This is a genomic window from Bacillus salipaludis (assembly GCF_030938565.1).
GTDB lineage: Bacteria > Bacillota > Bacilli > Bacillales > Cytobacillaceae > Neobacillus > Neobacillus salipaludis_A.
In genome coordinates this window covers 3,676,712-3,692,987 of record NZ_JAVGVR010000001.1, presented here as the reverse complement: position 1 = coordinate 3,692,987, position 16,276 = coordinate 3,676,712, and the positions used below count along the sequence as shown (strand labels likewise).

The 16,276-nt window shown below is 39.7% G+C and carries 18 protein-coding genes; 14 read left to right on the top strand and 4 right to left on the bottom strand.

The window, feature by feature from the left end:
- Positions 1 to 83 precede the first annotated feature (83 nt).
- The 6 genes from RCG21_RS18350 (at position 84) to RCG21_RS18325 (ending at position 3,939) form a co-directional block, all read left to right on the top strand.
- Positions 84 to 215 carry an FbpB family small basic protein gene (locus RCG21_RS18350; protein ID WP_026576412.1) on the top strand — a complete coding sequence of 44 codons (132 nt, stop codon included), beginning with the start codon at positions 84 to 86 and terminating at the stop codon, positions 213 to 215.
- A gap of 66 nt (positions 216 to 281) precedes the next feature.
- Positions 282 to 425: an acid-soluble spore protein N gene (locus tag RCG21_RS18345; protein WP_026576411.1), complete on the top strand. Its 144-nt coding sequence runs from the start codon at positions 282 to 284 to the stop codon at positions 423 to 425.
- Positions 426 to 554: 129 nt separating this feature from the next.
- Positions 555 to 776, top strand: coding sequence for a small acid-soluble spore protein Tlp (gene tlp / locus RCG21_RS18340; protein ID WP_026576410.1), 222 nt, complete (start codon positions 555 to 557; stop codon positions 774 to 776).
- Between the two features lie 96 nt (positions 777 to 872).
- Entirely contained in the window at positions 873 to 3,179 is a 2,307-nt protein-coding gene (locus RCG21_RS18335) for an AAA family ATPase (RefSeq protein ID WP_133336903.1), read from the top strand.
- Positions 3,180 to 3,194: 15 nt separating this feature from the next.
- Complete coding sequence (locus RCG21_RS18330; protein ID WP_035424694.1) at positions 3,195 to 3,623, top strand: acyl-CoA thioesterase; 429 nt, start codon at positions 3,195 to 3,197, stop codon at positions 3,621 to 3,623.
- A 22-nt stretch (positions 3,624 to 3,645) separates the two neighbouring features.
- Positions 3,646 to 3,939: a hypothetical protein gene (locus tag RCG21_RS18325; RefSeq protein ID WP_308913569.1), complete on the top strand. Its 294-nt coding sequence runs from the start codon at positions 3,646 to 3,648 to the stop codon at positions 3,937 to 3,939.
- A gap of 309 nt (positions 3,940 to 4,248) precedes the next feature.
- Here RCG21_RS18325 and RCG21_RS18320 read toward each other — a convergent pair whose 3' ends face one another.
- Together RCG21_RS18320 and RCG21_RS18315 are read right to left on the bottom strand one after the other, a co-directional pair.
- Positions 4,249 to 4,548 (bottom strand): HesB/YadR/YfhF family protein, encoded by a 300-nt coding sequence (locus tag RCG21_RS18320; protein WP_133336907.1) that lies wholly within the window; start codon positions 4,546 to 4,548, stop codon positions 4,249 to 4,251.
- Between the two features lie 94 nt (positions 4,549 to 4,642).
- Positions 4,643 to 5,788: a CapA family protein gene (locus RCG21_RS18315; RefSeq protein ID WP_133336909.1), complete on the bottom strand. Its 1,146-nt coding sequence runs from the start codon at positions 5,786 to 5,788 to the stop codon at positions 4,643 to 4,645.
- Between the two features lie 289 nt (positions 5,789 to 6,077).
- Here RCG21_RS18315 and RCG21_RS18310 point away from each other — a divergent pair, with 289 nt between their 5' ends.
- Positions 6,078 to 6,203: a hypothetical protein gene (locus RCG21_RS18310; protein WP_268884115.1), complete on the top strand. Its 126-nt coding sequence runs from the start codon at positions 6,078 to 6,080 to the stop codon at positions 6,201 to 6,203.
- Positions 6,204 to 6,229: 26 nt separating this feature from the next.
- Here the strand turns inward: RCG21_RS18310 and RCG21_RS18305 are convergent, their stop codons facing one another.
- The gene (locus RCG21_RS18305) at positions 6,230 to 6,406 is read right to left on the bottom strand and encodes a hypothetical protein (protein ID WP_165976320.1); all 177 of its coding nucleotides are present in this window, start codon (positions 6,404 to 6,406) and stop codon (positions 6,230 to 6,232) included.
- A 114-nt stretch (positions 6,407 to 6,520) separates the two neighbouring features.
- The gene (plsY, locus tag RCG21_RS18300) at positions 6,521 to 7,117 is read right to left on the bottom strand and encodes a glycerol-3-phosphate 1-O-acyltransferase PlsY (protein ID WP_133336911.1); all 597 of its coding nucleotides are present in this window, start codon (positions 7,115 to 7,117) and stop codon (positions 6,521 to 6,523) included.
- A 189-nt stretch (positions 7,118 to 7,306) separates the two neighbouring features.
- Here plsY and RCG21_RS18295 point away from each other — a divergent pair, with 189 nt between their 5' ends.
- The 7 genes from RCG21_RS18295 (at position 7,307) to RCG21_RS18265 (ending at position 16,263) form a co-directional block, all read left to right on the top strand.
- The gene (locus tag RCG21_RS18295) at positions 7,307 to 9,046 is read left to right on the top strand and encodes a glycosyl hydrolase family 18 protein (protein WP_308913568.1); all 1,740 of its coding nucleotides are present in this window, start codon (positions 7,307 to 7,309) and stop codon (positions 9,044 to 9,046) included.
- Between the two features lie 459 nt (positions 9,047 to 9,505).
- On the top strand, positions 9,506 to 9,931 hold the full coding sequence (locus tag RCG21_RS18290) for a sensor histidine kinase (RefSeq protein WP_308913567.1): 426 nt from the start codon (positions 9,506 to 9,508) through the stop codon (positions 9,929 to 9,931).
- Positions 9,907 to 10,383, top strand: a complete 477-nt coding sequence (locus RCG21_RS18285; RefSeq protein ID WP_308914279.1) for an ATP-binding protein — start codon at positions 9,907 to 9,909, stop codon at positions 10,381 to 10,383. The genes RCG21_RS18290 and RCG21_RS18285 overlap by 25 nt, the downstream gene beginning before the upstream one ends.
- A 67-nt stretch (positions 10,384 to 10,450) precedes the next feature.
- Positions 10,451 to 10,864 (top strand): CoA-binding protein, encoded by a 414-nt coding sequence (locus tag RCG21_RS18280; RefSeq protein ID WP_133336918.1) that lies wholly within the window; start codon positions 10,451 to 10,453, stop codon positions 10,862 to 10,864.
- 302 nt (positions 10,865 to 11,166) lie between these two features.
- Positions 11,167 to 13,155: a DNA topoisomerase IV subunit B gene (gene parE, locus RCG21_RS18275; RefSeq protein WP_133336920.1), complete on the top strand. Its 1,989-nt coding sequence runs from the start codon at positions 11,167 to 11,169 to the stop codon at positions 13,153 to 13,155.
- Positions 13,142 to 15,580 (top strand): DNA topoisomerase IV subunit A, encoded by a 2,439-nt coding sequence (gene parC / locus RCG21_RS18270; RefSeq protein ID WP_308913566.1) that lies wholly within the window; start codon positions 13,142 to 13,144, stop codon positions 15,578 to 15,580. The genes parE and parC overlap by 14 nt, the downstream gene beginning before the upstream one ends.
- 230 nt (positions 15,581 to 15,810) lie before the next feature.
- The gene (locus RCG21_RS18265) at positions 15,811 to 16,263 is read left to right on the top strand and encodes a MarR family winged helix-turn-helix transcriptional regulator (RefSeq protein ID WP_235824864.1); all 453 of its coding nucleotides are present in this window, start codon (positions 15,811 to 15,813) and stop codon (positions 16,261 to 16,263) included.
- The last annotated feature ends 13 nt before the right edge of the window (positions 16,264 to 16,276 follow it).

Sequence of the window (16,276 nt, the reverse complement as noted above, 5' to 3'; positions counted from 1 at the left end):
TAAAATTTTCAAAAAGTTGTAATAATTTCATCGGTTTTCGGGAATAATACCTGATAGAATAGTGAGTAAGGAAGGTGAAAGACATGAGAAAACCTAGAAAACGCTCCTTTGCAGAGCTTGTCTCTGAAAATAAAAATCAATTAATGAAGGACCATGCTGCATTGGAAAAAATCGAAGAACGAATTGAAGCAAAACGCCTCGGAAAAGCTGAGTAAACTTTCAGTCATTACCAATTATGAACTCCTCTAAACAGGTTAAACTGTATATGAGGAGGGATATAAATGACGAATGCAAATGGAAAAGGTGAACATTTTGTTCCTAACCATATTGGTACACAATCACGTGGCTTTGGCGGAAACAAAGGAAAAAAAATGCAGGATACATCTGGCAAACACGCCCAGGTAATCCAAACAAAAGGCGAATAATGAAATCGAGACTCGTCGCTAACTACTTAGCAGCGGGTCTTTTTTTGTTTTAAATTTTTTGTGATATTTTTCGCGCTTCGTTACAAACTATATCTGTATCACGAACAACTTTAATTGGAGGAATTAAAAATGACTTATAACAACCAGCCAAAACCAGATGATCGCAGCGATAACGCTGAAAAATTACAAAAGATGATTGCAGACACAGAACAAAATATCCATCAAGCAGAAGAATCCCTACAATTTACCGACAGCGAAACACAACGCCAGCAAATCGAAGCAAAAAATGATCGCCGCCGTGAAAGTATTCAATCATTTAAATCTGAAATTCAGGATGAAATCAATCAATAATCGGAGACCTGTCCTTTGCGACAGGTCTTTCTTTTTAATTTCCTGAATCATTAGTGCTTATGGTAATATAGAAAAGGAAATTAGGAAAAAGAAGTGATGAAGGTGATTCAACAAGAAATGGTAAACTGGGAAACCGAGCTGAGTAATAAAGGCTATGTTGCAGAGGAAAGCCAACTAATCGAGGCATTACATAAGGAAAGCAATCCACAGCTTCTTTCAAAACTGCTTACCCTTACTGCTCTTTCACGGATTGGCCGCAAAAAGCAGCAAACTCTTACTGTCCTCATGATGGAGAAAGCTCTTGAATTAGATCCAACCAATTCACAAGCAAAAGAATTTTTCATCCAATTTGAATGGAAAAAGAAAGAGCATTTATTTATCCCACTTTCCTTTCCCTCCATTAGAGAAACAGATAATCGGACAGCTAAAAAGAAAATTGCAGAAGAATATATACATATTTGCACAGTTTTTTTAGAAGAAACGGATGAGCATCTAAAAGAACTCGAAAACAATAGGGACATTGCTTCAACAATTGATAACATAGAGCTCTATGAAAAGTACCAATTACTTTCCGAATATCTTCAAGAAGCCGTTAAAATCGTTGGAGACCTCCACAAAGCAGCAATAGAATACGATCAATCGATTACAGGAGTCTTTCATACATCCACCTATTACGAGGAATTAAAAACCCAATTATCCGCATTAGAAGATTTAAAAAAGCGGTGGCAGACAGTTTTCCTCGAGAAAGAACCGCAGGAAAGAAAACTTGAAAAAAATGCACTTGACCAATTAAATGAAATGATTGGCATGGAACAAGTGAAAAAACGAGTAAATGATTTTTACCGGTTTTTGAAATATCAAAAACACCGCAAAGAACATGGCTTTCACATAAAGGATGAGTTAATTCTTAATATGGTCTTAACCGGAAATCCCGGAACCGGTAAAACAACCATTGCTCGACTACTTGCCAGGATCTATCACGAGCTCGGAGTTTTACCGAGGGAGGAAGTAATCGAAGTGGACCGTGCACAATTAGTAGGCTCCTATGTTGGTCAAACGGAAGAAAATGTCCGGGCAGTTGTGGAACGGGCGATTGGCGGAGTGCTTTTTATTGACGAAGCTTATAGCTTGAAACGCGACGGGCAGGCTGGAAATGACTATGGTCAAACAGCGATTGACACGCTCGTTTCACTTATGACAGGGCAGGAATTTGGCGGAAGATTTGCCGTTATTTTAGCCGGCTATCCGGAAGAGATGCGCTCGTTTTTAGATGCCAATCCTGGATTACGAAGCCGCTTTCCACAATCCAATCTTCTCCACTTACCAAACTATTCAAATGAAGAGTTAGTGATGATTGCTGAAAAAATTGCGGATGAGAATGACTATATTCTGACTGAAGACGCCAAAATCGAGATTCAGCATCGGCTGGAGAAAGAAAGGGTGGATGATACTTTTGGGAACGCCAGGACCGTCCGCAACATAGTTTTAGATGCTATTTTTAAAAAGGGCTCCAAAGAAAATATTCCGGAATTTTTTCATTTCATGATCCTGGGAAAAGAAGACTTCTTAATTGAAAAAACGGAGAATATGGTTTCCCCCTATGATAAATTAGGCCGTTTAATTGGACTGGAATCATTAAAAGATGAGATTCAATCCCTCATCTCCTTTGTTAAAATGCAGCAATATCGAAGAAAGCAAAAGCTTCCAACCGTTCCTATTCAGCTACATGCAGTTTTTACCGGAAATCCCGGAACAGGTAAAACCACGGTAGCACAAATCTATGCTGAACTCTTACGGGATTGCGGCATTTTAAAAAGAGGCCATTTAATCGTTGCCAGCCGGGCAGATTTTGTGGCCGGATACGTGGGACAAACGGCTAGTAAAACGAAAAAGAAAATCAGAGAAGCATTAGGGGGAGTTCTTTTTATTGATGAAGCTTACTCCTTGCTAGGGCACTCTAGCCAGGATTTTGGAAAAGAAGTCATCGATACACTAGTGGACGAAATGACGAAGCAAAACGAAAATCTTGTGGTGGTTCTGGCAGGTTACCCGAATGAAATGGACCATCTCCTCGAAAGTAATCCAGGACTAAGGTCAAGATTTAAGAAGTTCTTTCTTTTCCCTGATTATTCACCGGAAGAACTGTTAGCAATCATGGACGCCTATGCAGAAGGGTTTCAATATCAAATCATAAGTGAAGCTCGTGAATTATTAAAAGATACTCTTGATGCGAAAAAATTCAATGGTAATGGGCGTTTTGCAACAAACTTGGTAGATGAAATGATTCAAGCTCAGGCACTAAGGCTGATGAAGGAACGATTAGTTGAAGAACTAGCGGACCAGGTCAATTTTATTACGCCTGAAGATGTAACGGTCGCCTTAAAAAAAATAGAAATTAAATAAAAGGAATGGTTGAAAGTGGATCAATATTTTGTTTCAACAAGAGAAATTCAGCTTTACTATGCGGATACAGATGCCATGGGAGTCATCTATCACGCAAATTACCTAAAATTTTTTGAGCTTGGCCGGACAGGCATCATTGAAGACCTTGGCTATAACTATGTTGCTATGGAGGAAGCCGGTTATTTTGCTCCTGTTTATGATGTTCAGTGTACCTATAAAAAACCTCTCCGCTATGGAGATAAGGGGTTTGTGAAAACATGGGTGGAATTGAACGATGGCATTAAAACCGTATACGGATATTCGATTGTAAATGGGGAAGAAGAAGTTTGTGCAACTGGCACCACCACCCATATCATTGTTAAAAAAGAGAATTTCCGGCCAACTTCTTTTAAGAAGGCATTTCCGGAATGGTTTTTGAAATACGAGGAAATTAAGAAAAAGTAATCTGTAACTGGGGTGAGCAGGGATGGCGTTTGGGATTAGAAGAGACGAACTGAATGAGTGGAAACGGAAAATTGATCACGGTGAAATTGCTTTTTTGACCCATTATTGGCTTGATGAGCGCTTCCCAGAATACAAAACCGTTACCAAAGTAGGCTGTAATGATCTGGAAAAATTAGCAGAATGGGGTAGTAAATACGGACTTAAAAGGGAATGGATTGATCACCGAAAGGATGGCTATTCCCATTTTGACCTGCTTGGCAAGCGGCAAAAGGAAATACTCCAAGCAGAAGGCCTGCTTGATCATATTTGGGAGTGAATTTTATCCGTGGAGCGGAAGGACAAAATTTGCTGGAATTTATAAAAAGTGTCCTTCCGGCAATCCTGGAAAGACAAAAATCTCTTGAATATAAAAAAAGTGTCCTTCCGGCAATATTGGAAAGACAAAAATCTCTTGAATATAAAAAAAGTGTCCTTCCGGCAAGCCCGGAAAGACAAAAATCTCTTGAATATCAAAAAAAGTGTCCTTCCAACTATCCTGGAAGGACAAAATTCACTAACCATCCAATAATAGAGTCCTTCCAAAATCTCGGACGGATATACCTCAATTACGTTCTTCCCTAAAAAATTAAAGGGTAGCCTTTTTGTAATCAATCACAGGCTCATCAGATCCAGCTGGAAGTTCAACGACTAGGTCATGCTCATCGAAATACCATTCATCTTTTTCTTCAATATAAAAGGTAATCCCTTCAGCCTCTTTTTTTACAGCTAAATTAATCGGTTCTTCATTGGAAACTCCTAATGAGAAACCGCTTTGTACGTTGCTGCACCCGCCATAACGAGCAAAAAACCGTAGATAATCACCATTTGCTAAGCCGAGTTCCTCTTTATACCAAGCCGCCGCTTCCTTGCTAATTTGAATATTCATGTGAAACTCCTTTCTAAATCCATACCACACATTATATTGCTATTCTTCACAGAAATCGAGTAAAATACCTTCTCAAAAAATAAAAGACTCCGAATTAACGGAGCCATTGAAACATATGATTTTGGATTTCTTTATATTTTGCTTCGGGATTGGAGAGACCGAATGGGCCGGCTTTTTCCATTGGATAAACTTTATAATGTTTCTTTTTTGATACAAAGGTTGGGTAAAAGCGCGGATTTGATAAGGTGATGGAAGTGCCTTCTTCCGAAACCTGTTTAGAAATATCAATGGTGGCTAGACCCCCGATGTCTTTGTAATCTTTGGATTGGCCGGAAATAAAATTACCTAATGAGTAAACGACAAATGCCTTCCGCCCGTCCTTTGTTTTAATCCAATCCATTGGCTGCAAGACATGTGGATGGGAACCGAAAATAATGTCTGCACCTTCGTCTGCCAGAAATTGAGCTAAATTCTTTTGCTCGTCAGTAGGAAAGCGTTGATATTCATTCCCCCAATGAATGCTCATTACTACAACATCGGCTATTTTTTTCGCCCGATGGATTTCGTCTTTCATTAGATCGCGATTAATAAGATTCACAAGAAAATCCTTATCATCCGGAATAGGAATCCCGTTTGTCCCGTAGGTATAAGCAAGAAACGCAATTTTGATTCCATTTTTATCAAGAATTCTTAATTTTTGGCGGTCCTCTTCGTCAATAAAGCTGCCAACATGCGGAAGACCAATACTGTTTAAATATTTCGCTTCCGAGTCAATTCCTCTTTCACCCTTATCTAAGGAATGGTTATTCGCAGTGGAAACAATATCAACACCAGTATGTACAAGCGCATCGGCAACCTCATGCGGACTATTAAATGTTGGGTAGCTTGAGAGTCCAAGTTTTAGCCCGCCCAATGTACTTTCTTGATTGGCTGTCAATATGTCAGGCTTTTGAAGTAAACTTTTCACATCTGAAAATAGCGGGTCAAAATTGTATCGGTGCCCATTGTACGTATACTGATAGACTCGATCGTGCATCAGTATATCGCCGATAGCCCCAATGGTTATTTTCTCACTAACACTGCGCCCCAACACAGGCTGTGACCGGAGAGAATTTAGGTTTGTCAGATGAACCTTTGCATCAGCTTTTTGATTTTGGCGTTGCTGAATCACAAGAACGGCGGCGATGCAAACGCAGAAAATAATAATAAAAATCGATAAAATAGGTGTTTTCTTTTTCATACTTGCTCCTTACTATGTGGAATTAAGCATATTCGTTTTAAAAATATACTGATTGAGATAATATATATGTATTATTTTACAGTTTTTTGTCGAATTATTAAATAAAAACTTAGGAGTTGTGACGATGTTTAAAATCACTGGCAGTGCCGGGCAAGTTTTACAGAAGATTGTAGAGTCCGAAAAACAGACGCCTGATGAAGAGCTGTTCGTTCGCTTAACAATGGGAATTGGCTGAGGGGGTCCAAAGCTTAATCTGTCTCTGGAAGAGCGGAAAATACAAGGTGACCAATTGTTTACATTTGACGATTTAAAAATCCTTATTCATGAAAAAGATTATGTCTACTTTGATCATACAAAGCTTGATTATGTCAAAGATGTACTTGGAAAAAACCGTTTTCAACTATTAAAAATTTAAAGTGGAGCATAAACGCTCCACTTTTTTCATTGTTCCAGTTCTTCAAGAAAATCAATTAATTCATCAAAGTTTTTTGTCAGCTTAATCGGCTTTTCGCGCTCATTAAAAGATTCACAGGAGGAAAATTGAATTAAAAACTCGTTTGGGTCTGTACTTTCTGAAATTGTTGTTGAAAAACTAATCAGTTCTTTCACACTCTGCATAAAAATCCCTCCATAATATGATAGCCCTTACATCTATCTTATCGTAGTTCCTATCATTTTTATGGCAGCGAATTTGAAGATTTTATGAAAAAAACAAGAGCTTTGTGCTCTTGTTCAATGATTACGTGACAGCCATTTCACTTTCGGCTCTGTTTTATTGATAATCCGTTTAATATTTGCCCGATGACGATAAATAACAAACGTGGCCATAAAAATGACGACAATGATTAAAGGAATGTCCTTAAGAAAAATTGCATAAATCACTGCGCACACACCTGCAATCATTGATGAAAGTGAAACATATTTTGTGATATACAAACTGATAAAAAAGACAACCAATACCGTTAAAAATAGAAGCGGAGCATAGCATAACAGGACACCGGCTGATGTGGCCACTGCTTTTCCGCCGCGGAAGCCGGCGAAAATCGGATAGGTATGACCGATAATCGCAAAAATCCCAAAGATTAATACATTTAAATCAAGACCAAAAATATGCGGCAGGTAGGCTGCTAGGGTGCCTTTTAATATATCTGCAAGTGTCACAGCCAGTCCAGCTTTTACACCCAGTGTTCGAAAGGTATTCGTTCCACCTAAATTACCGCTGCCGTGCTCACGAATATCTGTCTTATAGAATACTTTTCCGATGATTAATCCGGACGGAATCGAGCCCAGCAAATAAGCAAGGATCATGCACAAAATAATTTGAACCATTTACTTTTATCTCCTTCTACAAATAGATCCAGTGTATTTATTTTATCATGGATTTACGAAAACGCCATCCTTCCTTTATTTTAAGAGCGAAAATGTAGATTTCCGATAAAGTTCTATCAGAAAAAGGAAAAAGTACCTTCTCAATTCCATTTCGATACTTTACGATAGTCATAAGGGGGAAAAAGAAACATGGCACGCGTTGAATACTATAAGAATCAAAAATTATCACCGAAATGGATGATAGGTGGATTGGTTATCGCCATTTTGCTGATTATTTCTTCGATTCTCTTAATCCTTTATCCTTTCGCATCGAAAGAAAAAACGGCCTATTTTCATGGTACATATCCGATTCTATTTAATAAACAGCAGGAGGGAAATGCCTTACTTGAAGGGACCACTGTTTATATTCCACTTTCTTTATTACAGGAAAATATCGATAAAAGCATTGTCTACGATGAAAAGTCGCATTCGGTCATTATCACAACGGCAGATAAAGTCATACAAATGCCTACGGATTCCTTAACCTATTTCGTGAATCAGAAACCGGTTAAGCTGCAAATGTCACCGATTAAAACAGATGATGGAGAAATTTTCGTTGCTCTTGATCCTATCTTATTTTTATATCCGATCCAATATCGAAAACTGCAAGATAGTGACGCTATCTGGATTCAAAGGAATGGTGAGAAACTGGTAAAAGGTCAACTCATATCCGACGATACCAACGAGGAAAAACTAAGACTTAGAACAAAGCCATCACTAAAGGCACCCTATACCGTACAAATGAAAAAACAGGAACCTGTTTGGATAGAGGAAGAGAGAGACGGATATTATCTCGTTCGCAACCAATCAGGTATTAGTGGCTATATCAAAAAAGACTTTGTCCATAAACAGGAAACGGTAACCATTAGAATTAATCGGGAAAGTAAACAGGTACCTCCTAAGAAAATAAACGGACCGGTCCAATTAACATGGGAAGCAGTCTATGCAAAAAATCCTAACCCATCTCATATTCCTGATATGGCAGGGGTGAATGTCGTTTCACCAACATGGTTTTCACTTGAAGACAAAGGTGGGTCGATTAAAAATCTTGCCTCCCTTGCCTACAGTAAATGGGCAAAATCAAAAGGTTATCAGGTTTGGGGATTGTTTTCTAATGGCTTTGACCCGGAACTAACCCATGATGCACTAAAAGACTATGAAACTCGTCAAAAAATCATCCGCCAACTGCTGCTATTCAGTAAAATGTACAAGCTGCAGGGAATTAATTTTGATATTGAAAATGTTAATAGCGAAGATGGACCATTGGTCACGCAATTGATGCGGGAAGCCGCTCCCTATTTGCACGAAGCAGGGCTGATCGTTTCTATGGATATTACCTTCTCAGCAGGCGTTAATAACAACTGGTCCTCCTTTTATGAACGAAAAAAGCTTTCCAAATTAGCTGATTATTTGATTGTCATGGCATATGACGAACATTGGGGAGCAGCTTCGGGGGCGGGCAGTGTTGCCAGTCTACCGTGGGTTGAAAAGAATTTGCAGTCATTATTAACCGAGCTTCCGAATGAACGGTTGATTCTCGGTTTGCCTTTATATGCTAGGCTATGGATGATTGAAACGGAAAAGGATGGAACTGAGAAGATTTCTGCAAAGGCACTAACAATGGACCGTGTAAATTCATGGCTGAAGGAAAAGAAATTGAAGCCAAATTATGATGAGGAAAGCGGTCAAAACTATGCGGAATACTACGATGCAAAAGAGGAAATAAGGTATAAAATTTGGATTGAGGATGAACTTTCATTAAAAAAACGGGCTGACCTAGCAGCCAAATATGACCTAGCAGGTGTCGCCAGCTGGTCCAGATTCTTTGCAGACAAAGATGCATGGGTTGCCTTAAACATGAACACAAACAAATCCATCACCAAAAAATAACCGGCATAATGCTGGTTATTTTTTATTAAAGGCTATTTTAAAGTTCAATAATGATTAGAGTGGAAGGCACGAAGACTCCTCGAAAATGCTAACGCATTTTCTTCGAGCGTTGGCGGATTCAAGGAAGCAAATTCAGTGTCCTGTGGGAGTACGGAACTGGGGAGACCCCGCAGGCACATAAGCGACGAGGAGGCTCCCCGGAACGCCCGCGAACCGCTTGTGCCTGTAGCGTAAATCACCTCTGCAACTAATCAAAAAAGAACAATTAAAGGCAATTTCATTACGAAAATATGGAGATTTTTCAAAAGATTTGATTCTTTATTGCTTGCAACAACATCCCAAAATATAATTTAAGTAACCATTAAAAGGAAAATTCAAAGATTAGAGCCGGCCAATTCGACATAAGGAATGGTCGGTTTGTTGCATATAATCAACAACCAATGAAGGCGGTGGTAGTTTATGAAAAAGCTAGAGAATCGTGATGATGCCTATCAAGAACTAACCGAAAAGTATGAGTCAATGATTCAAATGTTAGAAAACCGAATTCAAGATGAGATTACAAAAAACAGACAAAAGGACCAAATGCTGATTCAACAAGCAAAACATGCAGCGATGGGCGAAATCATTGCAAGCATTGGGCATCAATGGCGCCAGCCCCTTAACCACTTGTCACTTTTAATCAAAGACATAAGAGATGCACAAAGATTTGGGGAAATGAACGCCCAATACATGGACCAATTTACCAATGAGAGTATGATATTAATTGATTTTCTGGCAGGCACGATTCAAGATTTTCGAAAATTTTATCGTCAAAGTAAAGAAAAATGTGCGTTTTCACTAGCAGAATCGATTGAGGCAGCATTGTCCATATTCTCCTTTTTCTAAAAAAACACGAGATTCGTGTTTACTTTGAGTATCGGGAGCAGCAAAAGGCCTATGGATATTCTAACGAATTTAGCCAGGTGGTCCTCAATCTCTTAACCAATATAAGAGATACATTTGTAAATAATGAAATAAAAGATCGAAAATTATTTATCACGATCAATGAAACTACCGACCATCTTGTCGCCGAAATCATGGATAATGCCGGTGGACCAGAACCAGAACTCCTATCAAAAATGTTTGATGCAAGTGATTCCAATTGGTCCGTGGATACGAAACTCGGCTTATACATTACCAAGGTCATTCTTGAAAACATGAATGGTTCTATTACTGCTGACACTTTCGGTGAAGGAACCCGATATCGACTTTCCATTCCAAAAATCACTTCAAGAATGGGTTCAAGTGATTCTCAATATGAAAAACTTACAAAATGCAAGACACACACGAAAAAATAAGCATTGTTTTTTGGATTTCGCATGAGAAAGAGGTAAAATAAAGAAAAAGATGAAGGAAGTGGCATGAATGACAATTGAAAATCCAAGCCGGGCAGAATTAGGCGCACTATTAAAAAAAGCAAAGAGAATTGCAGTGGTTGGATTAAGTAATAATCCGGATCGTACCTCATACATGGTATCCGAAGCCATGCAAAAGGCGGGGTATGAGATCATTCCTGTCAATCCAACAATTGATGAAGCGCTTGGTGTAAAAGCGGTAGCTTCCTTAAAGGATATCGAAGGACATGTCGATATTGTCAATGTCTTCCGTCGTTCTGAGCAATTATTGGAGGTTGCCAAGGAATTTGACGAAATTGACAGCGATATCTTTTGGGCACAGCAGGGATGCATGAATGAAGAAGCCTATCAATTTTTAAAGGAAAAGGGTTATACCGTCATCATGGACCGCTGTATTAAGGTTGAGCATGCGTTAACAAAATAATAAAGGTGACTTTAAAAACTGCTAAAAAACAGCAGTTTTTTTGTTTTTATTTTCCAAGGAAATTGTCAAATATGGATGATAAAATAATGTTCTTTTAGAGAACGTATTTGCCAAATCGAAATAAATCGCTACAATTAAGCATAGACGCCGCAAGAAATGTGATAAAATAAAGTCGGCAAACATTCGTTCTATTTTAAAATTTTTAAAGGATTTTTAATTCTTTTAAACGAATGATTCATTTACTAATTAGATATGCAAACAGAATTATGTTTTCTTTTGTAAGGGATGAAAGGGGTATTTTAGTGGCAAGAACTCAGCAAGCTTTTGATTATAATGATGATGCCATACAAGTGCTAGAAGGTTTGGAGGCTGTCCGGAAACGTCCCGGTATGTATATCGGCAGTACGGATTCCCGAGGTCTGCACCATCTCGTTTATGAGATTGTCGATAACTCCGTCGATGAAGCACTTGGCGGCTTTGGTGATCAAATCATCGTTAAAATACACAAAGATAATTCCATCAGTGTTGTAGATAAAGGACGCGGGATGCCAACAGGAATGCATAAAATGGGGAAGCCAACACCTGAGGTTATCTTAACGGTCCTGCATGCCGGAGGAAAATTCGGTCAAGGCGGTTATAAAACGAGCGGCGGGCTGCACGGAGTAGGCGCTTCCGTCGTAAACGCTTTGTCAGAATGGTTAACCGTAACGATCAAACGTGACGGTTTTGTTTATGAACAGCGTTTTGAACATGGAGGAAAGCCGGTTACCACGCTTGAGAAAATCGGTAAAACCAATCAGACGGGTACGACCATTCACTTTAAGCCGGATCCAACTATCTTTTCGACTACTACTTATAATTTTGAAATATTATGTGAGAGGTTAAGAGAATCAGCCTTTCTTTTAAAAGGTTTAAAAATAGAAATTCATGATGAACGCCATGATGTCCACGAAATATTTCATTACGAAAATGGAATTGAAGCGTTTGTTGAATATTTAAACGAGGAAAAGGATGTTCTGCATCCTGTCGTCAGCTTTGAAGGTGCCCAAAACGGGATTGAAGTCGAATTTGCCTTTCAATTTAACGATGGCTATTCCGAAAACGTACTTTCGTTTGTCAATAATGTTCGAACAAAAGATGGCGGCACCCATGAAGCAGGGTCAAAGACGGCTATGACCCGTGTGTTCAATGATTATGCGCGCAAGGTTGCACTATTGAAGGAAAAGGACAAAAATCTTGACGGTGCTGATATTCGCGAGGGTCTTTCAGCGATTATCTCGGTCCGCATTCCAGAGGAACTTTTGCAGTTTGAAGGACAAACCAAAGGAAAATTGGGGACGAGTGAAGCAAGGTCCGCAGTTGATGGTGTTGTATCAGAACATCTTTCTTATTTTCTAGAAGAAAATCCTGATATCAGCTCATTACTTATTAAGAAATCAATTAAAGCCTACCAGGCCCGAGAAGCAGCAAGAAAGGCCCGGGAAGATGCTAGAAGCGGGAAAAAGCGCAAGCGCTCAGAAGCCGTGCTTTCCGGTAAACTTACTCCTGCACAATCAAGGAATCCCCAAAGAAATGAGCTTTATTTGGTCGAGGGTGACTCTGCTGGCGGTTCCGCTAAACAAGGTCGCGACCGCCGTTTCCAAGCAGTACTTCCTTTACGAGGTAAAGTCATCAATACCGAAAAGGCAAAACTAGCTGATATTTTTAAAAATGAGGAAATCAATACAATTATCCATGCGGTTGGCGGCGGTGTGGGTGCTGATTTTAACGTAGAGGACATTAACTACGATAAAATCGTCATCATGACTGATGCCGATACAGACGGGGCGCATATTCAGGTACTTTTACTGACCTTCTTTTATCGTTATATGAAGCCGCTTCTAGAGGCGGGTAAAGTGTTTATTGCCCTTCCGCCATTATATAAAGTGAGCAGAGGAACTGGAAAAAAAGAAGTAATCGAATACGCATGGAACGAGGATGAACTACAGACAGCCATCAAAAAAGTGGGCCGCGGCTATATTATCCAGCGCTATAAAGGTCTTGGTGAAATGAATGCAGACCAGCTTTGGGAAACAACAATGGACCCTGAGACCCGAACATTAATCCGAGTGAAAATCGACGATTTTGCCAGAGCAGAACGCCGTGTGACTACACTTATGGGTGACAAGGTAGAACCGCGCCGGAAATGGATTGAAAGCAATGTGGCGTTTACCTTAGATGAGCAAGACACGATACTAGAAAATGAAAACATCATGGTCGCTGAGGGGGAAACTGAAGATGAGCGCAACTGAAAAATTTCGTGACTTGCCTTTAGAAGATGTACTTGGTGATCGTTTTGGCAGATATAGTAAGTACATTATTCAAGAGCGTGCCCTGCCGGATGCACGTGATGGTTTAAAACCGGTACAACGAAGAATTCTTTATGCCATGCATGTGGAAGGCAATACACACGATAAAGGATTTCGAAAATCAGCGAAAACAGTTGGTAACGTCATCGGTAACTATCATCCCCATGGTGATTCTTCTGTTTATGAAGCAATGGTGCGGATGAGTCAGGACTGGAAGGTTCGCAATGTCCTTGTCGAAATGCATGGAAATAACGGAAGCGTCGACGGCGACCCGCCTGCAGCGATGCGTTATACTGAAGCAAGATTATCAGCCATTGCGGCGGAACTCCTGCGTGATATCGAAAAACACACCGTCGAGTTTATTCCGAACTTTGATGATACGTCAAAAGAACCAACCGTATTACCTGCCATGTTTCCTAACCTGCTCGTAAACGGGTCAACCGGTATTTCTGCAGGATATGCAACGGAAATACCGCCACACCATCTTGGAGAAGTCATTGATGGTGTTATTATGAAAATGGATCAGCCTGATGTAACGGTTGAGGATTTGATGACCGTCATCAAGGGGCCTGATTTTCCAACCGGCGGAATTATTCAAGGGATTGACGGTATTAAAAAAGCCTATGAAACTGGTAAAGGAAAAATTATCGTCCGCAGTAAAGCCGAAATTGAGGAAATACGCGGCGGCAAGCAGCAAATTGTTATCACGGAAATTCCGTATGAAGTCAATAAAGCAAATCTCGTGAAAAAAATTGATGAGTTTCGATTGGACCGAAAAGTTGAAGGAATTTCCGAGGTTCGGGATGAAACAGACCGTACCGGGCTAAGAATTGTCATTGAATTAAAAAAGGATGCAGACGCAGAGGGCGTATTAAACTACTTATATAAAAATAGTGATTTGCAAGTTACCTATAACTTTAACATGGTTGCGATTTATAATAAGCGGCCAAAACAAATGGGCCTTCGTGAACTGCTGGATGCCTATATTGAACACCAAAAAGAAGTGGTGACAAGACGGACTGAGTTCGAGCTCAATAAGGCGAAGGAGCGTCAGCACATTGTTGAAGGCTTAATGAAGGCTTTATCAATTCTCGATGAAGTGATTGCCACCATCCGTGCATCAAAGGATAAGCGGGATGCGAAGGATAACTTAATCGCAAAATTTGCCTTTACCGAACCGCAATCAGAAGCCATTGTTTCTTTACAGCTCTATCGTTTAACAAATACAGATATTACAGCACTCCAAAGCGAAGCAGAAGAGCTAGCCAAGAAAATTGAGGAGTGGACAGCGATTTTGGCGAGCGAGAAAAAACTCCTTTCCGTGATTAAAAAGGAATTAAAAGACGTGAAAAAACGCTTTGCTGATGAGCGCCGTTCAAAAATTGAAGCGGAAATCGAAGAATTGAAAATTAATCTGGAAGTTATGGTTCCTAGCGAAGATGTTATTGTCACCGTTACGAAACAAGGCTATGTGAAACGGACAAGCCAGCGTTCTTATGCTGCATCAAACGGGCAGGATTTGGCCATGAAGGATACCGACCGCTTATTAGCACAGCTCGATATGAACACAAAAGATGTTTTACTTCTCTTCACCAATAAGGGAAATTATCTATTCTGCCCTGTTCATGAACTTCCGGATATCCGCTGGAAGGACCTTGGACAGCATGTCGCCAATATTATTCCAATTGAGCGTGATGAAGAAATAATTAAGGCGATACCAGTAAAAGATTTCGAAGCGGATGCGTATTTAGTCTTTATAACCAAAAATGGTATGGTGAAGAAAACTGAACTGAAAGCATACAAAGCACAGCGCTACTCCAAGCCGCTAGTCGGCATCAATCTAAAAGAGGAAGATCAAGTCATTGATGTTCATCTAACAGATGGTACGCTGGATGTCTTCCTAATCACCCATCTTGGATATTCTCTTTGGTTTGCTGAAGAAGAAATTAGTATTGTCGGGGCACGCGCAGCGGGTGTAAAAGGGATTAACCTAAAAGACAACGACTTTGTTGTTGGAGGAAAGGTGATCGCTCCAAATAGTAATAAGTCTATCACCATCGTGACACAGCGAGGATCTGTTAAGAAGATGAAATTGAAGGAATTTGAAAAAGCATCGCGGGCAAAGCGAGGGCTTGTCATCCTTAGGGAGCTAAAATCAAATCCACATCGAGTCATTGGCTTTGTGACAACAAATGAACATGACAAGATTTTTATTCAAACAGAAAAAGGGCACACAGAAAGTATTACCGCAGAAGAGATTCGTTCAAGTGACCGTTATTCAAACGGGTCGTTTATCCTTGATGAAGGCGAAAATGGTAAGGTCAACTCAATATGGAAAGTAGTTGCACCTGAAAACACTGGGGAATAATGAATATATTAGAGAGACGGCTGAATATGGATAGCCGTCTCTTTTATTTTTCCTGGAAAGTTGAAGATTCCCTTTGCACTATTGCGTTTCAAATACTAATAGCCTTAATACTTCATTGCATTCTAATTAAATTCTAATTTGACGTATAAATGACCAGAGAATATACTTAGGCTTACTAATAGATAAGTAACCTAACTATTTGTATCCTTAATAAAAATGAGGTGAAAAAAATGGCAGACATGGAAGGTGCCACAGCACAAAAGCTTTTAAAAGCATTTATGCAATTCAGAAGGATCGGTTGGCACGAACGGAAAATTGCTGGTTACAACCCAAGTGAATTCAAGGTCTTAGCGGCCATTTACCGTGAAGGAAACAACAAAAAGGCGGATATGAAGGTTTCGGAAATCAGTCAGAAATTACACGTTACATCGCCGACCGTCACACAAATCATTAATACACTAGAAAAGGATGGATTGGTTGAACGGAGGATTGATCCAGATGACAGACGAGCCGTTAAAATTAACCTTACATCAAAGGGTGAAAGTGCTGTGATCGAGGCAAGAAAAGCCTTCTTTGAAACTTTTAGTGGGTTAATTGATCATTTGGGGGAGGATGATAGCGAAAAATTGGCGGAATTACTCTCCAAAGTGATGGCTTACTTTAACAATCATTTGAATCGTTGACCGGAATGGAGTG